The 21,213-nt window shown below is 69.6% G+C and carries 17 protein-coding genes and 2 pseudogenes; 10 read left to right on the top strand and 9 right to left on the bottom strand.

Translation table 11 applies throughout. From position 1 onward, the window contains the following. The first annotated feature begins 168 nt into the window (after positions 1-168). Positions 169-411: a CDGSH iron-sulfur domain-containing protein gene (locus AOZ13_RS08765; protein ID WP_020222023.1), complete on the top strand. Its 243-nt coding sequence runs from the start codon at positions 169-171 to the stop codon at positions 409-411. Positions 412-418: 7 nt separating this feature from the next. Here the strand turns inward: AOZ13_RS08765 and AOZ13_RS08760 are convergent, their stop codons facing one another. The 5 genes and pseudogenes from AOZ13_RS08760 to AOZ13_RS08740 form a co-directional block, all read right to left on the bottom strand. Continuing rightward, the gene (locus tag AOZ13_RS08760; RefSeq protein ID WP_020222022.1) at positions 419-1,090 is read right to left on the bottom strand and encodes an AIM24 family protein; all 672 of its coding nucleotides are present in this window, start codon (positions 1,088-1,090) and stop codon (positions 419-421) included. A gap of 269 nt (positions 1,091-1,359) precedes the next feature. Beyond that, the gene (locus AOZ13_RS08755) at positions 1,360-3,027 is read right to left on the bottom strand and encodes a hydantoinase B/oxoprolinase family protein (protein WP_021780366.1); all 1,668 of its coding nucleotides are present in this window, start codon (positions 3,025-3,027) and stop codon (positions 1,360-1,362) included. Continuing rightward, positions 3,024-5,025 (bottom strand): annotated as a pseudogene (locus tag AOZ13_RS08750) (hydantoinase/oxoprolinase family protein). The gene AOZ13_RS08755 and the pseudogene AOZ13_RS08750 overlap by 4 nt, the downstream one beginning before the upstream one ends. Beyond that, positions 5,022-6,233 (bottom strand): Nramp family divalent metal transporter, encoded by a 1,212-nt coding sequence (locus tag AOZ13_RS08745; RefSeq protein WP_021780364.1) that lies wholly within the window; start codon positions 6,231-6,233, stop codon positions 5,022-5,024. Before AOZ13_RS08745 ends, AOZ13_RS08750 begins: the two are co-directional and overlap by 4 nt. Before the next feature lie 171 nt (positions 6,234-6,404). Next, positions 6,405-6,953, bottom strand: coding sequence for a ribbon-helix-helix protein, CopG family (locus tag AOZ13_RS08740; RefSeq protein ID WP_044957682.1), 549 nt, complete (start codon positions 6,951-6,953; stop codon positions 6,405-6,407). A 127-nt stretch (positions 6,954-7,080) separates the two neighbouring features. Between AOZ13_RS08740 and AOZ13_RS08735 the strand changes: the two genes are divergently transcribed. Further along, entirely contained in the window at positions 7,081-7,602 is a 522-nt protein-coding gene (locus tag AOZ13_RS08735; protein ID WP_020221847.1) for an HTH domain-containing protein, read from the top strand. Between the two features lie 112 nt (positions 7,603-7,714). Here AOZ13_RS08735 and AOZ13_RS08730 read toward each other — a convergent pair whose 3' ends face one another. Further along, positions 7,715-10,225, bottom strand: a complete 2,511-nt coding sequence (locus tag AOZ13_RS08730) for a PAS domain S-box protein (RefSeq protein WP_020221846.1) — start codon at positions 10,223-10,225, stop codon at positions 7,715-7,717. A 152-nt stretch (positions 10,226-10,377) separates the two neighbouring features. Here AOZ13_RS08730 and AOZ13_RS08725 point away from each other — a divergent pair, with 152 nt between their 5' ends. Continuing rightward, positions 10,378-10,839 (top strand): TRAM domain-containing protein, encoded by a 462-nt coding sequence (locus tag AOZ13_RS08725; protein WP_021780363.1) that lies wholly within the window; start codon positions 10,378-10,380, stop codon positions 10,837-10,839. A 5-nt stretch (positions 10,840-10,844) separates the two neighbouring features. Here the strand turns inward: AOZ13_RS08725 and AOZ13_RS08720 are convergent, their stop codons facing one another. After that, positions 10,845-11,753, bottom strand: a complete 909-nt coding sequence (locus tag AOZ13_RS08720; RefSeq protein ID WP_021780362.1) for a COX15/CtaA family protein — start codon at positions 11,751-11,753, stop codon at positions 10,845-10,847. Positions 11,754-11,780: 27 nt separating this feature from the next. Here AOZ13_RS08720 and AOZ13_RS08715 point away from each other — a divergent pair, with 27 nt between their 5' ends. Then, positions 11,781-12,413, top strand: a complete 633-nt coding sequence (locus AOZ13_RS08715; protein WP_234402860.1) for a plastocyanin/azurin family copper-binding protein — start codon at positions 11,781-11,783, stop codon at positions 12,411-12,413. Between the two features lie 127 nt (positions 12,414-12,540). After that, complete coding sequence (locus AOZ13_RS08710; protein ID WP_020220931.1) at positions 12,541-13,473, top strand: D-2-hydroxyacid dehydrogenase; 933 nt, start codon at positions 12,541-12,543, stop codon at positions 13,471-13,473. A gap of 13 nt (positions 13,474-13,486) precedes the next feature. Here the strand turns inward: AOZ13_RS08710 and AOZ13_RS08705 are convergent, their stop codons facing one another. Then, the gene (locus AOZ13_RS08705; protein ID WP_020220932.1) at positions 13,487-14,989 is read right to left on the bottom strand and encodes an HTTM domain-containing protein; all 1,503 of its coding nucleotides are present in this window, start codon (positions 14,987-14,989) and stop codon (positions 13,487-13,489) included. A 247-nt stretch (positions 14,990-15,236) separates the two neighbouring features. Here AOZ13_RS08705 and AOZ13_RS08700 point away from each other — a divergent pair, with 247 nt between their 5' ends. The 3 genes and pseudogenes from AOZ13_RS08700 to cas7b form a co-directional block, all read left to right on the top strand. Continuing rightward, positions 15,237-16,058 carry a CRISPR-associated endoribonuclease Cas6 gene (locus AOZ13_RS08700; RefSeq protein WP_044957190.1) on the top strand — a complete coding sequence of 274 codons (822 nt, stop codon included), beginning with the start codon at positions 15,237-15,239 and terminating at the stop codon, positions 16,056-16,058. Beyond that, positions 16,045-18,162 carry a type I-B CRISPR-associated protein Cas8b/Csh1 gene (gene cas8b / locus AOZ13_RS08695; protein WP_021780361.1) on the top strand — a complete coding sequence of 706 codons (2,118 nt, stop codon included), beginning with the start codon at positions 16,045-16,047 and terminating at the stop codon, positions 18,160-18,162. The genes AOZ13_RS08700 and cas8b overlap by 14 nt, the downstream gene beginning before the upstream one ends. 6 nt (positions 18,163-18,168) lie before the next feature. Beyond that, a pseudogene (cas7b, locus tag AOZ13_RS08690) lies at positions 18,169-18,927 on the top strand (type I-B CRISPR-associated protein Cas7/Csh2); the annotation flags it as partial. Here cas7b and AOZ13_RS14975 read toward each other — a convergent pair. After that, the gene (locus AOZ13_RS14975; protein ID WP_234402859.1) at positions 18,885-19,106 is read right to left on the bottom strand and encodes a hypothetical protein; all 222 of its coding nucleotides are present in this window, start codon (positions 19,104-19,106) and stop codon (positions 18,885-18,887) included. The pseudogene cas7b and the gene AOZ13_RS14975 overlap by 43 nt on opposite strands. Before the next feature lie 125 nt (positions 19,107-19,231). On the opposite strand from AOZ13_RS14975, the gene cas5b reads away from it, so the two are divergent. Together cas5b and AOZ13_RS08680 are read left to right on the top strand one after the other, a co-directional pair. Beyond that, the gene (gene cas5b / locus AOZ13_RS08685) at positions 19,232-20,206 is read left to right on the top strand and encodes a type I-B CRISPR-associated protein Cas5b (protein ID WP_020220935.1); all 975 of its coding nucleotides are present in this window, start codon (positions 19,232-19,234) and stop codon (positions 20,204-20,206) included. A 1-nt stretch (position 20,207) separates the two neighbouring features. After that, on the top strand, positions 20,208-21,213 hold a 1,006-nt coding region (locus AOZ13_RS08680; RefSeq protein ID WP_081706784.1), incomplete at its 3' end, for a CRISPR-associated endonuclease Cas3''.

Below are 21,213 nucleotides of genomic sequence, written 5' to 3'. Positions count from 1 at the left end.
GTCGCGACGCGGTAGAAACCCAGCACGGGATTGAAACGGGGTGGCGGTCCGCCGCCAATTCGAGTCGTTCACCGTCGCGACGCGGTAGAAACCCAGCACGGCTTTGAAATGGGTCCGCGACGTTCGCCGTCCGCCGGGATCTTGTAGCCCCACTGCTTCCATTCTCGTATGTCCCGACTCGTCGAACGCGACGCGCACGGCCCGTTGAAGCTCGACGCGGACGACCTCGACCCGGAGAAGGGCGACGTCGCGGTCTGTCGTTGCGGGCTCTCCGACGAGCACCCGTTCTGCGATGGGTCGCATCGCGCTACGGCGGACGAATCGGACGACGAGACGTACTGCTACGACGAGGACGGCGAGCGCCGCGTCGTCGCCGAGGTCGTCTGCGAGGCCGACGGCGGGAACGACTAGGCTGGGCCTACTGGCCGGGCGTGGCGACCTCCTCGTAGGGCTGGACGACGATGAAGCCGCGCTCGCCCTCGAAGACGAGCTGGTAGCGCTCGTCGGAGGAGCGTCCGACAAGGTCGCTGAGGCTCCGATTGGACTCGACGCTCGGGGAGAGCTCGCGACTCCACGCGACGGTGGCGTCGGGATCGGTGCGGACGGGCGGTGTGAGGACGAGCGGGTCGCCGTGCGTCGTGATGGCGGCCGTCCCCGGCCCGGAGAGGAGGACGTTCGTCAGGCCGGCGGCCGAGACGCCGCCGAGGCTTCCGGTGACGCCGATCTCGTAGGAGATGCGATCCTCGAAGGCGAGTACGTCCGAGCCGTTGACGGTGATGGCCTCGTCGTCGTCGAGGCTGAGCAGCTGGATTTCCTTGCCCTGATCGGCGACGTAGCAGTGGCCCTGCCCGGAGACCTCCATGACGGGCGTTCCCTCCTTCGCCGCGGTCTCCTTCAGGAAGCCCGTGAGACCGCCCTCGGCGGAGGACTTCCCCGCGAAGGAGAGGTCGCCGTCGAAGGCGACCATCGCGCCGGCCTTCGTGATCACGGTGCCGTTGACCGTGATGTCGAGGAGTTTCTCGTTCTCCAGTTCGAATCGCTCGCCGGTCTCGTCGGGTCGGTTCGTCGCGACGAAGTCGTCGAGTTCCATGGACATTGTCGGTATCCGAGCCGTGGCGGGCTCTCCCCTGTGGGTCGCGGAGCCGTGGCAAAAAGGTTGGTCGGGCGCCGCTGACACATCGGGACGAGACCGATCGGTACGCGGCGCGGCGACGTGTCGTGCGCCCGTGTACGGATTACTGTCACCGTCGGGGAGGCGTCGCTGACGGCGTTGGTGGCGTCGCTGACGGCGTTGGTGGCGTCGTCGGTCAGGCGTCGCCGACGGTCAGGCGTCGCTGACGGCGTTGGTGTCGCCGACGGTCAGGCGTCGCCGTCGGCGTTGGTGGCGTCGTCGGTGTCGGTAGTGCCGCCGGGCACGTCGTCGGTGCCGCCGACCTTCCCGTCCGCTTCGTCGGCGGCGCGGGCGTCGGGGTCGCGTTCCTCGGGCGGCCCGTGGCCGCCGCCGCCGGGGGTCCGGACGGAGACGGTCGTGCCGGCGGTGACGTCGCGGATCGTCTTCGCCGGGACCGGCTCGCCGTCGATGCGGTTCTCCCCGGTCGCGCCGTCCGCGCCGCCCGCGAGACCGCGCGGGGCGTGGCGACGGCGTTCCGTGAGGAGCGAGACGGTGGCGTCGGTCTGGACGGTGACGCTGCGGACGACGCCGAGGCCGCCGCGATGCTCGCCGTCGCCGCCGCTATTCGGGCGGAACGCGTACTTCTCGACGCGGAGCGGGTACTCGTTTTCGAGGGCTTCGACGGGCGTGTTGAGGGTGTTCGTCATGCCGACCTGCACACCGTCGAGACCGTCGCCCTGCGGGCGCGCGCCGCTCCCGCCGCCGATGGTCTCGTAGTACGCGAAGCCGTCGCCCGTCCGGTCGCCGATCGTGAGGTTGTTCATCGTGCCCTGTCCGCCCGCGGGGACGCGCTCGGGGACGGCGTCGGCGAGCGCGGCGAAGACGACGTCGGTGACGCGCTGGCTGGTCTCGACGTTCCCGCCGACGACGGCCGCGGGCGGGTCGGGATCGAGCAGGGAGCCGTCGGGAACGTCGATCGTCACGGGATCGTAACACCCCTGATTCGGCGGGATCTCGGGATCGGTGACGCAGCGGAGGACGAAGTAGACGGCTGACTTCGCGACGGCGAGCGGTGCGTTGACGTTCCCGGCGACCTGCTCGGCGGTGCCGGCGAAGTCGACGGTGACGGACTCGCCATCGACGGTCACGGCGACCTCGATGGGGACGTCGTCGTCGGTGATCCCGTCGCCTTCGAGGGCGTCGCGGGCGCGATACGTGCCGTCCGGGAGGTCGCGGAGTTCGGCTCGGACGCGCTCGCGCGAGTAGTCGACGACGGCGTCGAAGGCGGCGTCGATCTCGTCGCGCCCGTGATCGGCCACGAGCGCACGCAGTCGCTCCTCGGCGCGGTCGTTCGCGGCGATCTGCGCGCGGAGGTCGGCGCGACGCTCGCCCGGACTCCGGACGTTCGCGAGGAGGAGGTCCATCACGTCCTCGACGACGTCGCCGCCGGCGACGAGACGCGTGGGCGGCAGACGGAGGCCCTCTTGGAAGACCTCGCGGGCGCCCGCCGGCATGCTACCCGGCGTCATCCCGCCGACGTCGGCGTGGTGGGCGCGCGAGACCGCGTAGCCCGCGATCTCGCCGCCCACGCTGATCGGCGAGACCATCGTGACGTCGGGGAGGTGCGTGCCGCCCTCGAAGGGATCGTTGAGGACGTAGACGTCGCCGGGTTCCGGGTCGTAGTCGCGGACGGTGTCGACGGCCTCGGGCATCGCGCCGAGGTGGACGGGGATGTGCTCGGCCTGCGCGACGAGTCTCCCCGCCGAATCGAAGAGCGCCGTCGAACAGTCCTCGCGCTCCTTGATGTTCGGCGAGTACGCCCCGCGAATGAGCACCTGCCCCATCTCCTCGGCGAGGCTCTCGAACTGATTGCGGACGACTTCGAGGGTGACGGGATCGATCTCCGATGTCGTCATTCGCGATCACCTCGTTCGAGGACGACGGTGCCGTCCGGCGTCACGCGGCCCGTCCAGACGGGCGGAACGACGACGGTGCTCTCGCGGCCGTCGAGGACGGCGGGACCGCCGAGTTCGGCGCCGGGCGCGAGCGCCTCGCGGTCGTAGACGGTCGTCTCGCGGTACGCGCCGTCGAAGAACGCCTCGCGCGTGCCGGTGACGGGGTCGTCGCGCCCGGCGTAGGCGACGTCGAGGGGGTCGCGTTCGACGGTCGCGCTCGCGCGGAGGGTGACGACCTCGACGGGATCGTCGAGGCGGTAGCCGTGCGCGCTCTCGTGGGCGGCGTGGAAGCGCTCGGCGACGGTGTCGGGATCGAACTCGGATACGGAGACGGTCTGCTCGAAGCTCTGGCCGGCGTAGCGGCAGTCGGCGGCGCGCGTCACGCTCGCGGCGTCGGGATCGGCGATGTCGGCGAGGACGTCACCGACGAGGTCGTCGTAGACGGCGGCGACGGCGTCGGGATCGGCCTCGGCGAGCGCGACCTGATGGGTGCGCGCGGCGTCGTGTTTCTCGTCGGCGGCGAGGAGACCGTAGGCGGAGAGGACGCCGCAGGCCCGCGGGACGACGACGGTGTCGACGTCGAGGTCGGCGGCGAGCGCGCCGGCGTGCATCGGGCCGGCGCCGCCGAAGGCGACGAGCGCGAAGCGCCGCGGGTCGTGGCCGCGCTCGACGGTGACGCGGCGGACGGCGCGCGTCATGTTCGCGTTCGCGACGCGGTAGACGCCGCGGGCGGCCGCGAGGGCGTCGTCGAGACCCGCCTCGTCGGCGAGGGCGGCGAGCGCGTCGTGAGCGGCGTCGACGTCGAGTTCGAGGTCGCCGCCGAGCGACGCGTCCGGGCCGATGTAGCCGAGGACGACGTTCGCGTCGGTGACGGTGGGTTCGGTGCCGCCCCTCCCGTAGCAGGCGGGACCGGGTTCCGCGCCGGCGGATCCCGGGCCGACGCGGAGCGCGCCGCCGTCGTCCACCCACGCGATCGAGCCGCCGCCCGCGCGACGGTCGTGACGTCGACCATCGGCGTCCCGATGGGATGGCCGGCGATTTCGGCGTCCGTGGTGCGCTCGGCCTCGCCGTCGCGGACGAGCGAGACGTCGCTCGACGTCCCGCCCATGTCGAAGGTGACGAGACCGTCCTTTTTCGTCACGCTCGTCGCGGTGTCGCCCGCGCCGACGACGCCCGCGGCCGGCCCGGAGAGCGCCGTCGTGACCGCGTGCTCGCGAACCGTCTCGGCGGACGCGATGCCGCCGTTCGACTGCATCACGCGCGGGGTCGGCACGCCGCGCTCGGTCACCTCGGCTTCGAGCGCCCGAGGTAGGCGTCGATGGCGGGCGTGACGTAGGCGTCGACGGCCGTCGTGGAGGTGCGTTCGTACTCTCGGAACTCCGCGAGCACCTCGTGCGAGGCGGAGACGGGCACGTCGAGTTCGTCGCGGAGGACCGACGCGACGGTCCGCTCGTTCTCCGGGTGCCGGTAGGCGTGGAGGAGCGAGACGGCGACGCTCTCGGCGCCGCTCTCGCGGATGTCGTCGGCGAGCGCGCGGACCGCCGCTTCGTCGACGGGCGTCTCGACGCCGTCGACCGTGACGCGCTCGTCGACCTCGAAGCGGCGGCGACGCGGGACGAGCGGGTCGGGTTTCGCCGCGTCGAGATCGTAGAGCGCGGGTCTGTCCTGCCGGCGGAGTTCGAGGACGTCGCGGAAGCCCGCGGTGGTGACGAGCGCCGTCGTCGCCCCGTCGCCCTCGAGGATGGCGTTGGTGGAGACGGTCATCGCGTGCGCGAACGCGTCCACCTCGCGCGAGTCGATGCCGGCGCGCTCGCAGGCCGCCTCGATGCCGCGGACGACGCCGACGCTCTGGTCGGCCGTGCTCGGGACTTTCGCGGTCACGAGGCCGCCGTCGCCCGTGTGGAGGACGACGTCCGTGAAGGTGCCGCCGACGTCGACGCCGACGCGCGTCTCGCTCATTGGAGCACCCCCGCGACGGAGAGGAGCGTTCGGATCCCGAGCCAGACGACGACGAGGGTGACGAGCCCGCCGACGACGTTCGCTGCGGTGCTGTTCGTGTAGTCGCCGAGGAGATCGCGATCGTTCATGGCGTAGATGAGGAAGACGGCGATGATCGGGAGCAGGACGCCGTTGACGACCTGCGCGAAGACGATGACCTGCACGGGGCTGCCGCCGACGAGGGAGGCGACGATGCCGACGGCGACGATGGTTCCCCAGATGGCGCGAAAGCGCGTCGAGGAGAGGTCGGTCTCCCAGCCGAGCGCGCCCGCGGTGGCGTATGCGCCGGCGAGGGGTGCGGTGGTGGAACTCGTGAACCCGGCGGCGAAGAGACCGATGCTGAAGAGGTATTTCGCCCACGTCCCCGCGAGCGGTTCGAGCTGCTGGGCCATCACGCCGACGTCGGAGATGTCGGTGCCGCGCGGGAAGGCGGCCGCGGCGGTGACGAGGATCGCCATCGTGATGAGACCGCCGACGACGATGGACGCGACGGTGTCGGCCCGGCAGTCCGGGAGTTCGTCGGGACCGTGCCAGCGTTCCTGCACGTTGCTCGCGTGCAAGAAGAGGTTGTAGCCGACGACGGTCGTCCCGATGAGGCCGGTGACGAGGACGAGCGAGCCGCCGGGGACGTGCGGGACGAAGCCGGCGAAGAGCGCGCCGACGTCGGGACCGATGAGGATCGCGTCCACGACGAACGCGACGGCCATCACGGCGACGAGGGCGACGAGCACGCGCTCGATGAGCCTGTATCGGCCGGAGAGGAGTAACGCGCCCGCGACGAGACCCATGACGGGACCCCAGACGGTCTCGGGGACGCCGGTGATGGTCGCGAGACCGGCGGCGCCGCCGAGGATGTTGCCGGCCTCGTAGGCCGCGGTGCCGACGCCGATGGCACTGACGACGAGCGCGACGCTGATGTAGGAGAGGACGGGGTTGTCGAACTGTCCGCGGAGGGCCTCGCCGAGACCCTCGCGGGAGACGAGACCGAGTCGGGCGCTCATCTCCTGAAGCACGATCGTCGCGACGATCGAGAAGGCGATGGTCCACAGGAGCGCGTAGCCGAAGCGCGCGCCCGTGACGCTGGCGGTCGTCACCGTTCCGGGACCGATGAACGCGGCGGCGACCATCGCGCCCGGACCGATGGACCGGAGCCGATCGAGAACACTCATGGATGCGCTATCACGTCACACGAACGGTCATCGGTCGTCATAGGTCTTCGTAAGAACGGCGAATACATCGGCTGACTCCATCACATGTCGTATGAAGGCGTGTGAAACAGGGGTCGCGGTGCGGGGTGAAGATGCGCGCGGTCGCGGCGACGGGCGGGGCGTGCGATCGCGCTACGCGTCGACGGTGGTGATGATGGCCTTCGAGACGCCCCCTTCGACCTCGATATCGAAGGGGAGGTCGCGGGCGCTCCGCTCGACGAACCGGAGCATGAACCACTTGACGGACGCCGTCGGGAAGACGACGTGGTACGTCGGGCCGTCGGCATCGCGGACGGCGAGGAAGCCACAGAAGTCGAGCCAGTGGAGGAGGTCGCCGAGGGTGGCGAAGCGCTCGCCGTACTCGCGGGCGTGATACGCGGCGACGCGATCGACGGCGTCGAGGAAGTCGGGATCCGGGTCGCCCGCTGCGCCCTCGACGTAGTCGAGGAAGCAGTGGAGGAAGTCCACGTCGAGCAGGACGTGTTCGCCGGTCGAGAGCATCCGGTGGTAGGCGTCGAGGCGCGCGTCCGCCGCACCGTCGGCCGCGTCGAAGTTCGTCGCGTAGAACGTCACGGCGCGGCGGACGACCTCGCTCTGCGACGCGTCGGTGCGATCGGCGAGGTCCGCGAGCGCCCTCGCGGACTCGTCGTCGAGCGACACGGTGAGGCGATTCGGTGGCACGGGCGTACAAGACGCGGCCGACGGCTAATGGCTTTCCACTCGGCGGGCGCGACGCGAAAGACTAGCGAAAGATCGCGGTGTATCCAAACGTATATCCCCATATGCGCCCTATCGCGGGTAAGAATCGATGGATCTGACTGGCTCGCAGCAGGCGATTCTCAACGCGCTCATCGACGGCTATCAGTCCACGGAATCCCCGATGACGGGGGAGAAGATCGCGGAGGCCGTCGATCGCCATCCCGGGACGATACGGAACCAGATGCAGACGCTGAAGGCCCTCGACCTCGTCGAGGGGATCCCCGGCCCGCGCGGTGGGTACAAGCCGACGACGAACGCCTACGAGGCGCTCGATCAACAGGACCTCGACGAGGCGGACGAGGAGTCGCTCACGGTCGCGCGGGACTACGACCGCGTCGACATCACCGTCGAAGTGATCGACTTCCTCGAAGTGAACCACCCCGACGAGTGCAAGGCGGAGATCACCTTCACCGAATCGGTCGCCGACGTCGACGTCGGCGATCCGATCGCCATCGGTCCGACGCCCCACACCGGACTCGTCGTCGCCGGGGAGGTCACGGACATCTCCGACGACACGACGATCGAGATCGATGTCGTCCGTCTCGAAGCCCCGCTCGGCGACGAAGCCTGACGGAACGGGCCGTAACGGCCGCTCGGGTGGCGCGCGATACCGCCCCTTCCGTTTGCCGCCGCGGAGGAAGCGATAGCGCCGGAATCGCGGTCGCGAGCGCACTACCCGTCGGCTACTCGTCCGCGAGCGGGAAGACGAGATCGAAGACGGTGCCGCGGGCGTCGTCGTACGCGTCGTTGTCGCGGACGTCGACCGTGCCGCCGTAGGCGTACATCATCTCCTTCACGAGATAGAGTCCGAAGCCGTTCCCGGGTTCGTTGAGTTCGGAGACGCCCTTTTCGAGGACGACCTCCTTCTCGTCGTCGGGGATCCCGGGACCGTTGTCGGCGACGTGGACGGCGATCGCGGGGCGGTCGCGCGTTTCGACCTCGGCGTCCGGGTTCTCGGCGTCGAAGTTGGGCAGGACCGCGCCGGATTCGGCGTCGATCTGCACCTCGCAGGTCGTCCGCGACGCCCACACGTCGACCGCCGGGTTCGCCGTGTCGTTGTGGACGACGGCGTTCGAGAGGACGTTCTCGAAGACCTCGCCGACGAGGTCGTCCGCGATGACTGTCGTCGACGGATCGGGGAGGTCGTGCGTCTCGAAGTCGGCGTCCGGATAGGCGTCGCGCGCGAGCGTGAGCTTCCCGTCGAGTTCGTCCCGGAGCGCGACCGGGTAGGTCTCGTGGTCGCTCTCGCGGACGATGGCGTCCATGAACGCCCGCATCGTGTCGATGACCGACGAGAGATCGGCGACGCGCTCGCGGATCGTCCGCAGATGCTCGCGCGCCGCGTCGTCCGTGACGTACTCGTCGGCGAGGAGGCCGGCGCGCGCGTCGACGAGGTTCAGCCCGTTCAGGATGTTGTGCCGGATGATGCGGTTCATGAACTCGAGGCGCTCGCGCTCGTGTTCGAGGGCGCGCTCGCGCTCGCGCTGCTCGGTCTTGTCCTTGACGACCTTCGTGTACCCGAGGAGGTCGCCGTCGGCGTCGCGGCGGGACGCGATCGTCACGTCCGCCCAGAATCGGGTGCCGTCCTTGCGGACGCGCCATCCCTCGTGGTTGGCCCGTCCGGTCTCGCGCGCCTCGGCGAGCAGCGACTCCGGGAGTCCCTCGGCGACGTTCGCCTCCGGGTAGAACACGGAGAAGTGCTCGCCGACGATCTCGTCCTGCTCGTAGCCCTTGATCTGCGCCGCGCCCTGATTCCACGAGGTGACGTGTCCCTCGTCGTCGAGGGCGAAGATCGCGTAGTTGTCGACGCCCTCGACCACCTCCTCGAACTTCGACTCCTCTTCGCGGAGCTGCTTGCGGCGCTCCTCGAGGAGGCGTTTGCGCTCGAACTCGTAGCCGATCCAGTTGCCCATCAGCTCGACCATCGTCAGCTGCCAGTCGTCGAAGGAGTCCGCTTCTTCGCGGTCGAGGAAGCACAGCGACCCGTAGAGGGTGTCGTCGACGTAGACCGGCGTCCCGATGTACGTCTCGAAGCCCGTGTCGGTCCCGTAGTTCCGCGGCGGGACGTCGAACGGCCGGGCTTCGAACTGGACGGTGCGGCCCTCCTCGACGAGGCGCTGACAGTGCGTCTGCACGAGCGGGACGACGTCACCGGCCTCGCGCTCGGCGTGCTCGGTCCGAACGATCCTGATTCGGTACTCGTCGCTCTCGGTGTCGATGCGGGCGAACGAGCCGTACTCGGCGTCGAAGAGGTCGCGTCCGATGTCGATGAGAGCCTCGATCTTCGCTTCGAAGTCCCGGCCGGTGTCGGAGATGACGTCGTACATCTCGCGGAGCGTGCGCTCGCGGGTGTCGAGTTCCTGCTCGCGGCGCTTGGTGGCCGTGATGTCCGTGTAGTGCTCGATGCGCCCGCCCGCGTAGCGCCCGCTCTCGATGGGTTGACTCCAGTGTTTGAGCCAGCGCTCCTCGCGGTCCGGGCCGGCGGTGATGTGGCACTCGAACTCGACGGTCTCGTCGTTGGCCGCGTACGTTTCGAGGAGGCGCTCGCGGAATCGCTCGGAGTGCTCGAAGCGCTCGGCGATGCGGTCGGTGATGAGGGTGCGCTCGTCGCGTCCGACGACGGCCGAGCGGTCGAGACCGAAGTAGTCCGCGGTCGCCTCGCTGATCCAGACGACGTGGAAGTCATCGTCGAGGACGAACGTCGCCACTTCGGAGGTGTCGAGGACGTCGTTCGTGAGCGTCCGGTACTCCTCGCGGCTCCGCTGGAGGTCGGTCTCCGTCATTCGACGCCGCGCGCTGTAGACGCCGACGCCGAAGGCGGCGACGGCGCCGAAGAGGACGCCGTCGAGCGCGAGGATCCACGGCTTGAGGCGGTGCATCGCCCACAATTGGAGAGCGATGACGAGCGCGTAGAGCGCGGCGATGCCGGCCGCGGCACCGAGGTTCCACTTCGTGACCGTCCACACGTATCCCGGCTCCCAGTCGGTCCCGCCGAGCCAGACGCCACCGTAGACGAGCGCGAGCGCGAGACAGATCAGCGGCGCGTTCTCGACGGTCGTCGTCGCGACGGCCCACGAGAGCGTCGAGACGTCGTCCCACATGTCGTAGAACGGAATCGCCAACAGGAGGAAGCCGAGCAACGATATCGGTACCCACGAGAGCTCGCGAAGTCGCGGGACCGGCCGTGCGTCCATGCCGGCGTTTATCGACCCGGGCCTTTGAATACCCCGGCCCCGACGACGGCGCGCCGACGTGACGACGGAATCTGATCAAATCACGGACACGATTGGGCGTCTCGCAGCTGCAATTCCGTGGAATTTTACGGTCAGCTCCCATATCCGAACCGATGGCAGAGATATCTGATTCGCTTCGCCTGCTATTCGAGACGGAGATCGAGACCGACGGCGATCGCTACGTGGTGTCGCTTCCGAAGTCGCTGGTCGAGGACGGATCGCTGTCGCTCGACGAGACGTACCGCGTCGCGCTCCTCGCGGCGGCGGACGGCGAGCGCGGTGCGACCGAGACGTCGACGTCCGAGACGGAGCCGGCCGAGACGGGTGGCCCGGCGCGCTCGCGACCGGCCGCGGGCTCGCGCGGGGGACAGACACAGGAGCCGCCGGTCAGCGAGGGCGACATTCGGACGGTGACGATCGACACGCTCGGCGATCAGGGCGACGGCATCGCGAAGGTCGAGCGCGGATTCATCGTCATCGTTCCGGGGACGGAGCCGGGCGATCAGTTGAACGTCGAGATCACGGACGTGAAGGAGACGGTGGCGTTCGCGGAGCCGGTCGAGAGCGACGCCTAAGCCCGCTACCACCCGCTCGCGCGCCGACCCCGATCGCTTCTCGCTCGACGCGCGGCGCGCGCGAGTAGTGCGAAACAGCAGAACTGGACGACGAGCAGCAGGTACGTGATGCCCTCGACGCGCGCCGTGATCACGAAGAGACCGGCGACGAGATACGTGTTCGCGAGCGTGCAGAGCGCGCCGAGCGTCCCGTAGATCGCGACGTCCGTCGCGCCCGCGTCGCGCGCCCAGAGGGCGAGCGCGACGAGGACCGCGAGCGCGAGCAGGCCGAAGAAGTGGTACGCGGTCTGGACGGCCGGGCGGAAGGTGAGGAGGAGGTCGCGCGCGAAGACGGCCTGCAAGACGGGGAGCGCGAGGCCGCCGAGTGCGGCGTAGCGGAGTCGGCCGACGGTCGCGCCGCGGCCGCGCTCGGCGTCGATCCAGACGAACGCGGCGACGAGCGCGACGAAGATGGCGAGCGCGGTCGTGAGGTGGGTGAGCTGCGTCGGCGGCGCGTAGCCGCCGGGGACGAGACCGGCGAGCGTGACGGTGAGACCGCCGAAGAGCACTTGTAGGGGGAGGAGGATTGCGGCGAGCCACGCGCTCCGCGAGACGCGCGTCCCGCGATCCGTCCACCAGAGGATGATCGCGTTGCCGACGATGAGGTAGCCGACGCACATCGCGACGAGGCGGTGGAACCACTCGATGAACTGCGGGACGGAGAGACCGATCGGCGAGAACTGTCCGGCGCACCCGGGGTACGTGTTGTTGCAGGTGGCGCCGGCGCCGGCCGCGGCGGTGAACTCGCCGAGGAGGACGAGGAGGAAGGTGACGACGAGCGTGAGCGCGGCGAAGCCGCGGGCGTGGCGGACGAAGACGCCGCCGACGCGCCGCGGGAGCGTGGCGAGCGATCGTCCCGACGTCGACGTTTCCATGGCCGGGCGTAGGGCGAGGCGGTATAAATGCCTGCAGGTTCGCCGACGCGCGTGTGCGGGGGCGAGCGTCCGAGCCTCGAAGCGGGGAGTATTAGTTCGGCGTGGACCCAAGGACCGGACATGGATCGGCGGGCGTTCCTCAAGAGCGGCGCGGCGATCGCGCTCGGCGCGACCATCGCGGGGTGCCTCGGTGACACCGGCCGGGACTACGACGTCGCGATGGTCTCCGACGCGTACGTTCCGCGTTCGACCGCGACGGTGCCGGACGACGCCCCGAGCTGGGTGCCGCGCGACGTCCCGACGGTCGAGGTCGTCGCGGGCGACGCCGTCGTCTGGGAGAACACGGGCGCGCGCAATCACACCGTCACCGCCGCGACGTACGACCACGATCAGGTCGAGGCGCTCCTCGGGATCAGCGGCGACGCGGCGCACGCGCACGACCCCCACCTCCCCGCGGGCGCCGACTTCTTCTCCTCCGGGTCGTTCGACGGCGAGGTCGCGGCCGCGCGATCGTTCATCGACGAACTCGACGGCGGCGGCGTCGTCCCGCCGGGCGAGCGCTACGAGCACGCCTTCGACGTCCCCGGTTGGTATCACTACTACTGTATCCCGCACCTCCCCGCGGGCATGATGGGGAACGTCCACGTCCTCGACGCCTGATGGTTTCGGGATCGACGGGCTTTATCGACGGGAACGGGAGAGTCCGATTGGTACCGATGACAGCGATGGCCGACACGACAGGACGGCGACGTGGAGCGGGGCGGCCGACGACGACGGGGGGCCGGCGATGACGGACGTCGTCGTCCTGCGCCAGAAGATCCACGGAATGGACCCGGCGGACTACGCGGCGACGCTCCGCGAGCGACTGCCCGAGGCGGAGGTGGCGCTGGCGCGGACGCCGAGCGAGGAGCGCGAACTGCTGATGGAGGCGTCGGTGGCGACGGGCTTCCAGATCGATCCGGAGGTCGTCGCGGCCGCCGACAGCCTCGACCTCTTCGTCTGTACGTTCGCCGGCACCGATCACCTCCCGCTCGACGCCCTCGAAGACGCGGGCGTGACGGTGGCGAACGCCTCCGGCGTCCACGGGCCGAACATCGCCGAGCAGGTGTTGGGCTACGTCCTCGCGGACGTCCGCAACCTCCGGCGGGGATGGAGACAACACGAGCGCGGCGAGTGGAACCACTATCAGGGCGGCGAACTCCGGGGATCGACGGCGACGGTCGTCGGGATGGGACCGATCGGTGAGGAGATCGTCGATCGCTTCGACGCCTTCGGCGTGGAGACGATCGGGGTCCGCTACACGCCCGAGAAGGGCGGGAACGCCGACGACGTCATCGGCTTCGAGGAGACGGCGCTCCTCGACGCCTTCGCGAAGAGCGACTACCTCGTGCTCGCCTGTCCGCTGACGGAGACGACGGCGGGTCTCGTCGGCGAGGAGGCCTTCCTCACGCTGCCGACGGACGCGATGCTCGTCAACGTCGCTCGCGGGCCTGTCGTGAACACGGACGCGCTCGTGGCGGCGCTCCGCGGGAACGACATCGGGAGCGCGGCCCTCGACGTCACCGATCCCGAACCCCTCCCCCACGACCATCCTCTCTGGACGCTCGAAAACGCGCTCGTCACCCCCCACAACGCCGGGCACACGCCCGAGTACTGGAATCGCTGCGCGGACATCCTCGGTGACGCCGCCGACGAGGCGGGTCTCGACTACGGCCAGTGACACGCCTCGCGCGTTAGGTGACGCTCGCGCACGTCCCGTTCCACCGTTCGTGATGGCGGACTGACTCCGGTCCGCCGAGACGCGCGCGCTTGACGGCGACGGCGAGTCGCAGCCGCTCGATGCCGGAGTCGTGGGTGGCGTTCCAGCGCGAGCAGAGGTAGCCCGCGTACCCCGCTTCGAGTCCGCCGAGGTCGCGCTTGTGCACGTTCCGGAGGTACTTGCGCCAGCGCGCGCTCGGGTAGCGCGCCGCGAACGACGGTGGAGGCGCCCACGACACCGCATCGCCCGTGATCGCGTCGACGCGCTCGCCGGTCGTCAGGCGGGCGGGCGCGACGTACCACACGTCGGTGGTGACGGGATCCGGCGCGAACATGTTCCAGCCGTAGGCCTCGGGATTGACGCCGCCCGCGTCGTCGCCGAGGTGGACGTAGCCGAGCGAGGCCGCGTTCCAGACGCACATCCCGACGAGGAGGAGGCAGACGACGACCGTGAGCGTGCCGCGCGCCAGTCGGCCGACGGGTGCGGGTGCGGGGAGCGACGGCGTGAGAGCGCGGGGCGACCGGAGGCGCGTCGCGACGTCGTCGGCGAGAGCCGGTAGCCGCGATCGCGCGAGACGGTCCTCGACGGCGTCCCAGACGAACGGCGGGACGAAGGGGAGCAGGGCGACGAGATCGACGAGCGGGAAGATCCCGACGCCGATGGTGCAGAGCAGGCCGACGTGCGCGAGGGCGAAACAGCCGACGAGTACCGCGCGGGCGCGACCCGTGGTGAGGACGAGCAGCGGCGCGCACGTCAGGAGCGCGACCCACCCGTAGTCCATGGCGGTGAGGAGGAGCGAGTGATGGGCGAGGACGGGACCGAGGAACACCGTGAACTCGCGGAGGTCGAAGACGTAGCGGATGGCGAGCCCGCGATCCCAGAGCGTCCCTTGGTGTTTGAACAGCGCGGTGACGACGTAGACGAAGACGACTTGTAGGAGGAGGGCCGCCGAGGCCGCCGAGACGACGCCCGCCGACCGATCGGTGGCGTCTCCCACGCGAGCGCGGGCGTCGAGCGACCAGCGCGCGCCGAGCGGGAGGAGCAGTCCCCAGAGGGTCAGGCGGCGCAGGAGCGAGTCGCCGCCGTTCAACACGAGCGGGTTGCGCGCCTGCAGGGAGACGAGGAGCACGAAGGAGACGAGGAGCGCGAGGCGGGTGTGATAGCCGACGAGGAGCGCGAGCGCGAACCCGGCCGCGAGCGCGAAGAGCGCGATCTCGAACCACGCGGTCCCGGAGAGCGCGTGGACCGAGAGCGCCGAGATCGCCGGATAGAGGTCGCGTAGCGCTGTTCGCGGGAGGACGCCCGCGTCCGTGTAGAACGCCGTGAGGTTGCGCGCGCGTAAGGCGAGGTCGAGGCAGAGACAGAGCGCGAGCGCGACGCGGAACGCCGCGAGCGCGCGCCGATCGACGCCGATACGCGAAGCGACGAGCGCGCGAACGCGGGCGAGGGCGGACGAGGTGGTCGGGCGGGACCGCACACCCGCGTTCCGGCGAGGTCGCGAATAAAGCTTCTCATCGGGTCGGTGGGCGAGCGGACGAGGTGTCAGTGTGGGCGAGCGGACGAGGTGTCGGTGTGGGCGAGCGGACGAGGTGTCGGGCGCGATCGACGACAGGTGGGCGTCCCGTATCCGAATCCGTTCGCACCCCGACACTTATTAGCATACCACCTGAATCGGGAGATGGTACACGAATGATATGTAGTGCCCGAGGAGGCGGGTCGATCGGATGCGCCTGATGGTCGACCTCGAAGCGGATGCCGACGCGACGTATCTCACGAACTACCACCACAAGCTCCGGGGGCGGTTCTGGCGCGCGCTCGAGGGATCGGCGTTCGAATCCGAGCACGGCGACGGCGCGCCGATGGGGCTCGCCTTCTCCAACGTCTTCCCGTGGGGGGACATCGAGGAGGGCGACGAGCGGACGGTCCTCGTCGCGTCACCGCGCGAATCCCTCCTCGCGACGATCGCCGAGGACCTCCGGACCGACCGCGAGTTCAATGTTGGCGAGATGGCCTTTCGCGTGACCGATCTCTCGGCGCTCGACGTCGACGTCGGCGAACCGGGGACGCGCGGAACCATCGAAACCGCGACCGGCGTGTTCGTCCGCCTCTACGAGCGCCACCGCGAGGAGTACGGCATCGAGCCGTCGCGGTCGGACGCCGACACGCCGACCTACTGGCGACCGGCGCACACGGTCGAGCCGTTCCGCGACGCCATCACGGACAACCTCCAGCGGAAGCACGAGCGGTTCGCGCCGTCGTACGTGCCGGGACCGCGAGCGGTCGACGGCGACCTCTTCGAGGGGTACGACCTGATCAAGACGTACGCGCTCCCGGTGACCGTCACGCAGGGCGTCGAACTCGACGTCGTGGTGAGCAAGTGGCGACTCGACTATCGGGTGCGAGACGACGCGCACCGCAAACATCTGAACCTCGCGCTCGACACCGGTCTCGGCGGTCGGAACGCGCTCGGCTTCGGGTTCGCGAACGTCGTCGACCGGACGCGTCCCGGAGAGACGGAACTCGAGGGAGAGGATGCTCTCGCCTGAGGCGTTCGAGGAGGAGTACGACGCCGAGACGCTCGCCGCCGAGCTTCCGGCGTCGCCGGTCGCCTCCCTGCGCGACCTCCAGTACCTCTACGGGAAACTGTACACGCTCGCGACGGCGGGCGGCGGCGACTACGCCCCGTATCTCACGCCGGACGCGGCGAACGACCTCGTCGACACCGAGGACAGCCTCATCGTCGTCCGCGTCGATCTCTCCGGCGACGACCCGCGCCTCGCGGACGACGAACGCGGGCCGGTGTGGGTGACGCGATACACCGACGACCGCGTCGCGACGGTCGCCCACTGCAAGTACCCGGCGGCGCGGGGCATCGATCACAGCGTCACCCATCAGGCTGGCCGGAACAGCGACCCCGAGAAGCTCGCCCGCTACGCGACGGAGCGCCTCACGAAGTGGGCTGACGACGACGAGGTCCGCGACGTCGCCGAGGGCCACGAGCAGGGGTGGATCGTCGACGCGCTCCGCGAACTCGGCGAGCGTGACGATGCCCTCGACGACGTCGAGAGCGGGGTGAAGCGCGAACTCGGCGGCGAGTCGGCGACCGCGCTCCTCACCGTGCAGGTCCGCCTCGACGCGGACGGCGACTACCGGTGGCCGGGCGACCTCGACGTGTTCATGGCGGCGATGCGTCGACGGAAGCTCTCGAAGCTCGTGACGAAGAACGAGGCGGACGACTCGTCCGGCGACGCGGTCGACCTCGTCACCGGCGAGGCGGCTCGGACGGTCGGTACGTCCGAGGACCCCCAGAACTACTACCTCGGCAAGCAACTGGAGACGTTCCCGGGGCTGGACATCGAGGAGGCGTGGCGAACGCATCCCGTCTCGGAGGACGCCGCGGTGACGCTGATGAACGCGGAGGCGTTCGTCGAGGCGTGCACGTATCGGACGTTCGGCGCGAAGGTGTACTACCTGCCGTACTTCTTCGGGACGCCGACGCCCGCGGAGACGTACGAACTGTACGGCATGCTCTACCGGGCGGCGAACGAGGACGAGATGACGCCGATCGAACTGGCGTACGACGAGCGCCACCTGACGGCCGACGCGGCGGACGACCTCCGCTTCTACGTCTCCGCGGTGATGCCCCACCAGATGTCGCGATACGACGTCTTCGGGGAGACGCTGAACGGCCGCCTCCTCTACCCGCGCGAACTCGCGTTCGAGCACAACCGCGTCACCGAGACGTCGGCCTTCGCGGCGGCCGACGAGTGGAGCGCGCCGCTGCCGACGAACGAGAACTGGGGTCTCCTCGCCGCGAACGACGAGATGTTGCGCTCCGTCTCGACCGGGTGGTACTTCCATCAGACGTTCGCGGAGCGCGACGACACGGACGCCGACGCGGACGACCCGCGGATCGAGGCGCTCGTCGACGTCCTGAGCGGCGACGCCGTCTCCGTGGACGTGCTCCTCGCCGAGTACGTCGAGCGCCTCGTCGCCGACGAGGACGACGACGACGTCGAGCGCTTCCCCTCCTTTCGGGTGGCGAGTCAGTTCGCGCAGCTGTGCGCGCTCGCCACCGACGACCTCGACCTGCTGTCGACCGACGATCCGGGGAAGGTCCCGATCACGCGCGACCCGAGCTACGAGACGCACATCATGACACCACGAGACGACAATCCACTGGCCATCGCGGACGGCGGCGACGCCGCCGCGGCGAAACTCGAGACGTTCATCGACGAGACGCCGGCGCTCGCCCACGACGAGGACGCGCCGATCAACGACGAACGCCGCGGCGCGTTCCTCCTCGGCGCGCTCGTCGGCGAAGTCGGAAGCTATCAGGGGTACAGCGAGGACCGATCGACGACGCTCATCGATCAGTTCCCGGTGAAGTCGATCACGCGAGCGCGCGTGAAGAAGGTGACACAGGAGACCGTCGCGAAGACGCTCACGTACACGCGCGGCGAGGACCGGACGATCACGCTCTTCGAGCACGTCGTCGATCGCCTCCGCGAGACGATCCTCAGACCGGACCCGGACGACTGGGAGATCGACACCGACGACCTGCGCTTCTACTACGCGCTCGGCGTCACGTACGGCATGAACGACCACCCGGAGTGGGACAGCGCGCAGACCGACACCGACGACGAGTAATCAGCCATGACAGCACCAACCGACCCCGTTCAGCACCGTTCCGAGATCGTCTTCTGCTACGACGCCGTCGACGCGAACCCGAACGGCAACCCGCTCAGCGGTTCGAATCGCCCGCGAATCGACCCGCAGACGCAGCAGGCGATCGTGACCGACGTCCGCCTGAAGCGCTACCTCCGCGATCAGCTCGACGACGACGGCCACGGCGTCTACATCAGGAACGTCCAAGAGGAGGGCGAGCAGTACACGCGCGAACAGCTCCTCGAGGACCGCCTGAAGGACGTCGAACCCGACGACTACGAGGAGGACACCGAACTCGCCGACGCGGTCTTCGGCGAGTTCCTCGATGAGAGCGCGGACGTCCGGTACTTCGGCGCGACGATGAGCGTCGACCTCGATGACGAGTACGGTGATCTCCCCGACCACTTCACGGGTCCCGTCCAGTTCTCGCCGGGGAAATCCATGCACGCCGTGAACGAGAACGAGGAGTACGACAGCCTCACGAGCGTCATCGCGACGCAGGAGGGCAAAGAACAGGGCGGCTTCGATCTCGACGACCACCGGATCCAGTACGGTCTCATCCGGTTCCACGGGCTCGTCGACGAGCACGGTGGGACGGACACGAACCTCACGACGGCGGACGTCGAGCGCCTCGACACGCTCTGCTGGCGCGCGCTCAAGAACCAGACGATCTCGCGCTCGAAGGTCGGACAGGAGCCGCGGCTCTACTGCCGCGTCGAGTACGCCGACGAGAGCTTCCACCTCGCGGTCTCGACAGGGATCTCGCGCTCGACGAGGCGGAGTCGAAGGCCGCCGAGGAACTGCGCGACGTCCGAGATCTCGCCGTCGCGGTCGACGACTTCGTCGAGCGACTCGATCGCGCGGCCGCGGACGACCGGATCGAACGCGTTCGCGTCGTCGCGAGCGACGTCCTCTCGGTATCGCACGGCGACGAGGTGGGCGGCCCGGACGTCCTCTACGACGCGCTCCGCGACACGGTCGGCGAGGACGCCGTCGACGTCATCGACGTCTACGACGAGTACGTCGAGACGCTCGCGACGGACGACGCGGCGTGACGATGCAGGAGGACCTCGACGAGTGGTTCGACGAGGGCGGCGACGCCGCGACCGCGGAGACCACCGAGAGCGTCGAGAGCAACGACACGGGTGCGAACGAAGCGGATGCGAACGAATCTGGCGCGACCGACGCAGGTGCGAACGAAGCGGCGTCCGACGCAGGTGCGAACGAATCTGGCGCGACCGACGCAGGTGCGAACGAAGCGGCGTCCGACGCGTTCGTCCCCGATCGGTGTCTCTCGTTCACGGTTCGCGGACCGTGGGGGCACTTCCGGCGCGTCGAGGGGAACGTCGTCAAGCAGACGTACCGCGTGCTCCCGCGGACGACGGCCGCCGGTCTCATCGCGGCCGTCCTCGGGATCGAGCGCGACGGCTACTACGACCTGTTCGCGCCCGACGCCTCCGCGCTCGCCGTCGAGCCGGTCCGTCCGCTCCGCACGCTGAACATGCCGATGAACACGCTGTCGACGTCGAACGCCGATCTGGCCTCGCTCAATCCTCGCGGGAAGATCAGCGTCAAACTCCCGAATCCGGCGAAGCCGCGACAGCAGCACAACTACGAGGTGCTCGTCGATCCCGCCTACCGCCTCGACGTCGCCCTCGACGACGCGGCCGTCTACGCCGACCTCCGAGAGACGCTCGAAGCCGGGGAGTCGCACTACGTGCCGAGTCTCGGTCTCTCCGAGCACCTCGCGGAGATCGAGTACCACGGCGAGTTCGCCGTCGAGGACGGTCCGACCGACGACGTCGTCTCGGTCGATTCGGCGGTCCCCGACGCGGTCGACGACGTCGTGCCCGATCCCGATGCGCGCTGTCAGGTCGAGGAGTCACCGGGGTTCATGACGACCGACGCGGGCGGGCGGACGACGACGCGATTCACGACGTACGTCTACAACCCCGACGCGGGTCCGCTTCGAGTCCGCGACGTCTCCGCCGCGCGCGTCGACGGCCGGACGGTGGTGTTCGTCTGAGATGCCACGCCGGTACTCCCATCCGCCCGAGAACGGGGACGACGGCACCGGACTCTCCGAGCACCTCCGCGACGTCGCGGCGCGCCTCGAACACGTCGTTCCCGAGGACGCGACCACGCCGAGCGGGGAGTCGCTGCGCGCGGTCGTCCGCACGCTCGCGCTCGTCCACGACTTCGGGAAGGCGACGACGGACTTCCAGCGATACATCGGCGTTCTCGACGGAGAGCCGGAGTCGCCGCTGCGGCGCTATCACGCCCCGGTCGGGGCGTTCGCCGCCTACTACGCGCTCGATTCGCGGGGCTTCGAGACGGAGACGTGCGTCGCGGGATTCGTCGCCGTCGGCAAACACCACGGTCGGCTCCCCGACGTCGCCGATTACGTCTACGGCCGCGCGCACCGCCGGGACGGCGTGAGCGGTCGCGAGCAGAACCCGGCCGAGCGACAGCAGCTCGCGATCGGCGATCAGCTCGCCGATATCGACGGTAACGCGCGCGCACTCGCCGCAGACGTCTTCGAGGCGGCGACCGACGGCAACGGGAGTTGGGCGGCGTTCTTCGACGGGTTCGGTGGACTCCTCGGCGACGTCGAGGAAGCGGTCGCGTCAACGGGAAGCGGGCCGGGGGCGAGCAGAGACGCCCTCTCCGAGTCGTGCTACGCGCTCGTCCTCCAGAGTTGGAGCGCGCTCGTCCTCGCGGACAAGACGAGCGCCGCGGGCGCACCGAACGACGCGGCGACGTACGCGGCCGCGGAGCCGTCGCTCGATACGTTGGACGCGTACGTCGAGACGCTGGAGGCCGAGGCGAGCGCGGACGCGGACGGCACGCGCGCGGAGCGCCTCAATCATCATCGCTCGCGCGCCCGCGAGGACGTGCTCGCCAACGCGGCGTCGTTCGCCGCCTCGGGCGGCGGCGTCGCGACGCTCACTCTCCCGACCGGAATGGGAAAGACGCTCACGGGTCTCTCGGCGGCTCTCGACCTCCGCGATCGCCTCGACGGCGAGCGCGTCG

Source organism: Halarchaeum acidiphilum MH1-52-1, assembly GCF_000474235.1.
GTDB lineage: Archaea > Halobacteriota > Halobacteria > Halobacteriales > Halobacteriaceae > Halarchaeum > Halarchaeum acidiphilum.
Note: the sequence above shows the minus strand (reverse complement) of the source record. Positions and strands in the feature narration are given on the sequence as shown.

What these genes read in the sequence shown, in the direction of transcription:
- AOZ13_RS08765 (WP_020222023.1), top strand. Translation starts at nt 169, where the DNA reads ATGTCCCGACTCGTCGAACGCGACGCGCACGGCCCGTTGAAGCTCGAC.
- AOZ13_RS08760 (WP_020222022.1), bottom strand. Translation starts at nt 1,090, where the DNA reads ATGGAACTCGACGACTTCGTCGCGACGAACCGACCCGACGAGACCGGC.
- AOZ13_RS08755 (WP_021780366.1), bottom strand. Translation starts at nt 3,027, where the DNA reads ATGACGACATCGGAGATCGATCCCGTCACCCTCGAAGTCGTCCGCAAT.
- AOZ13_RS08745 (WP_021780364.1), bottom strand. Translation starts at nt 6,233, where the DNA reads ATGAGTGTTCTCGATCGGCTCCGGTCCATCGGTCCGGGCGCGATGGTC.
- AOZ13_RS08735 (WP_020221847.1), top strand. Translation starts at nt 7,081, where the DNA reads ATGGATCTGACTGGCTCGCAGCAGGCGATTCTCAACGCGCTCATCGAC.
- AOZ13_RS08730 (WP_020221846.1), bottom strand. Translation starts at nt 10,225, where the DNA reads ATGGACGCACGGCCGGTCCCGCGACTTCGCGAGCTCTCGTGGGTACCG.
- AOZ13_RS08725 (WP_021780363.1), top strand. Translation starts at nt 10,378, where the DNA reads ATGGCAGAGATATCTGATTCGCTTCGCCTGCTATTCGAGACGGAGATC.
- AOZ13_RS08720 (WP_021780362.1), bottom strand. Translation starts at nt 11,753, where the DNA reads ATGGAAACGTCGACGTCGGGACGATCGCTCGCCACGCTCCCGCGGCGC.
- AOZ13_RS08715 (WP_234402860.1), top strand. Translation starts at nt 11,781, where the DNA reads ATGCCTGCAGGTTCGCCGACGCGCGTGTGCGGGGGCGAGCGTCCGAGC.
- AOZ13_RS08710 (WP_020220931.1), top strand. Translation starts at nt 12,541, where the DNA reads ATGACGGACGTCGTCGTCCTGCGCCAGAAGATCCACGGAATGGACCCG.
- AOZ13_RS08700 (WP_044957190.1), top strand. Translation starts at nt 15,237, where the DNA reads ATGCGCCTGATGGTCGACCTCGAAGCGGATGCCGACGCGACGTATCTC.
- cas8b (WP_021780361.1), top strand. Translation starts at nt 16,045, where the DNA reads ATGCTCTCGCCTGAGGCGTTCGAGGAGGAGTACGACGCCGAGACGCTC.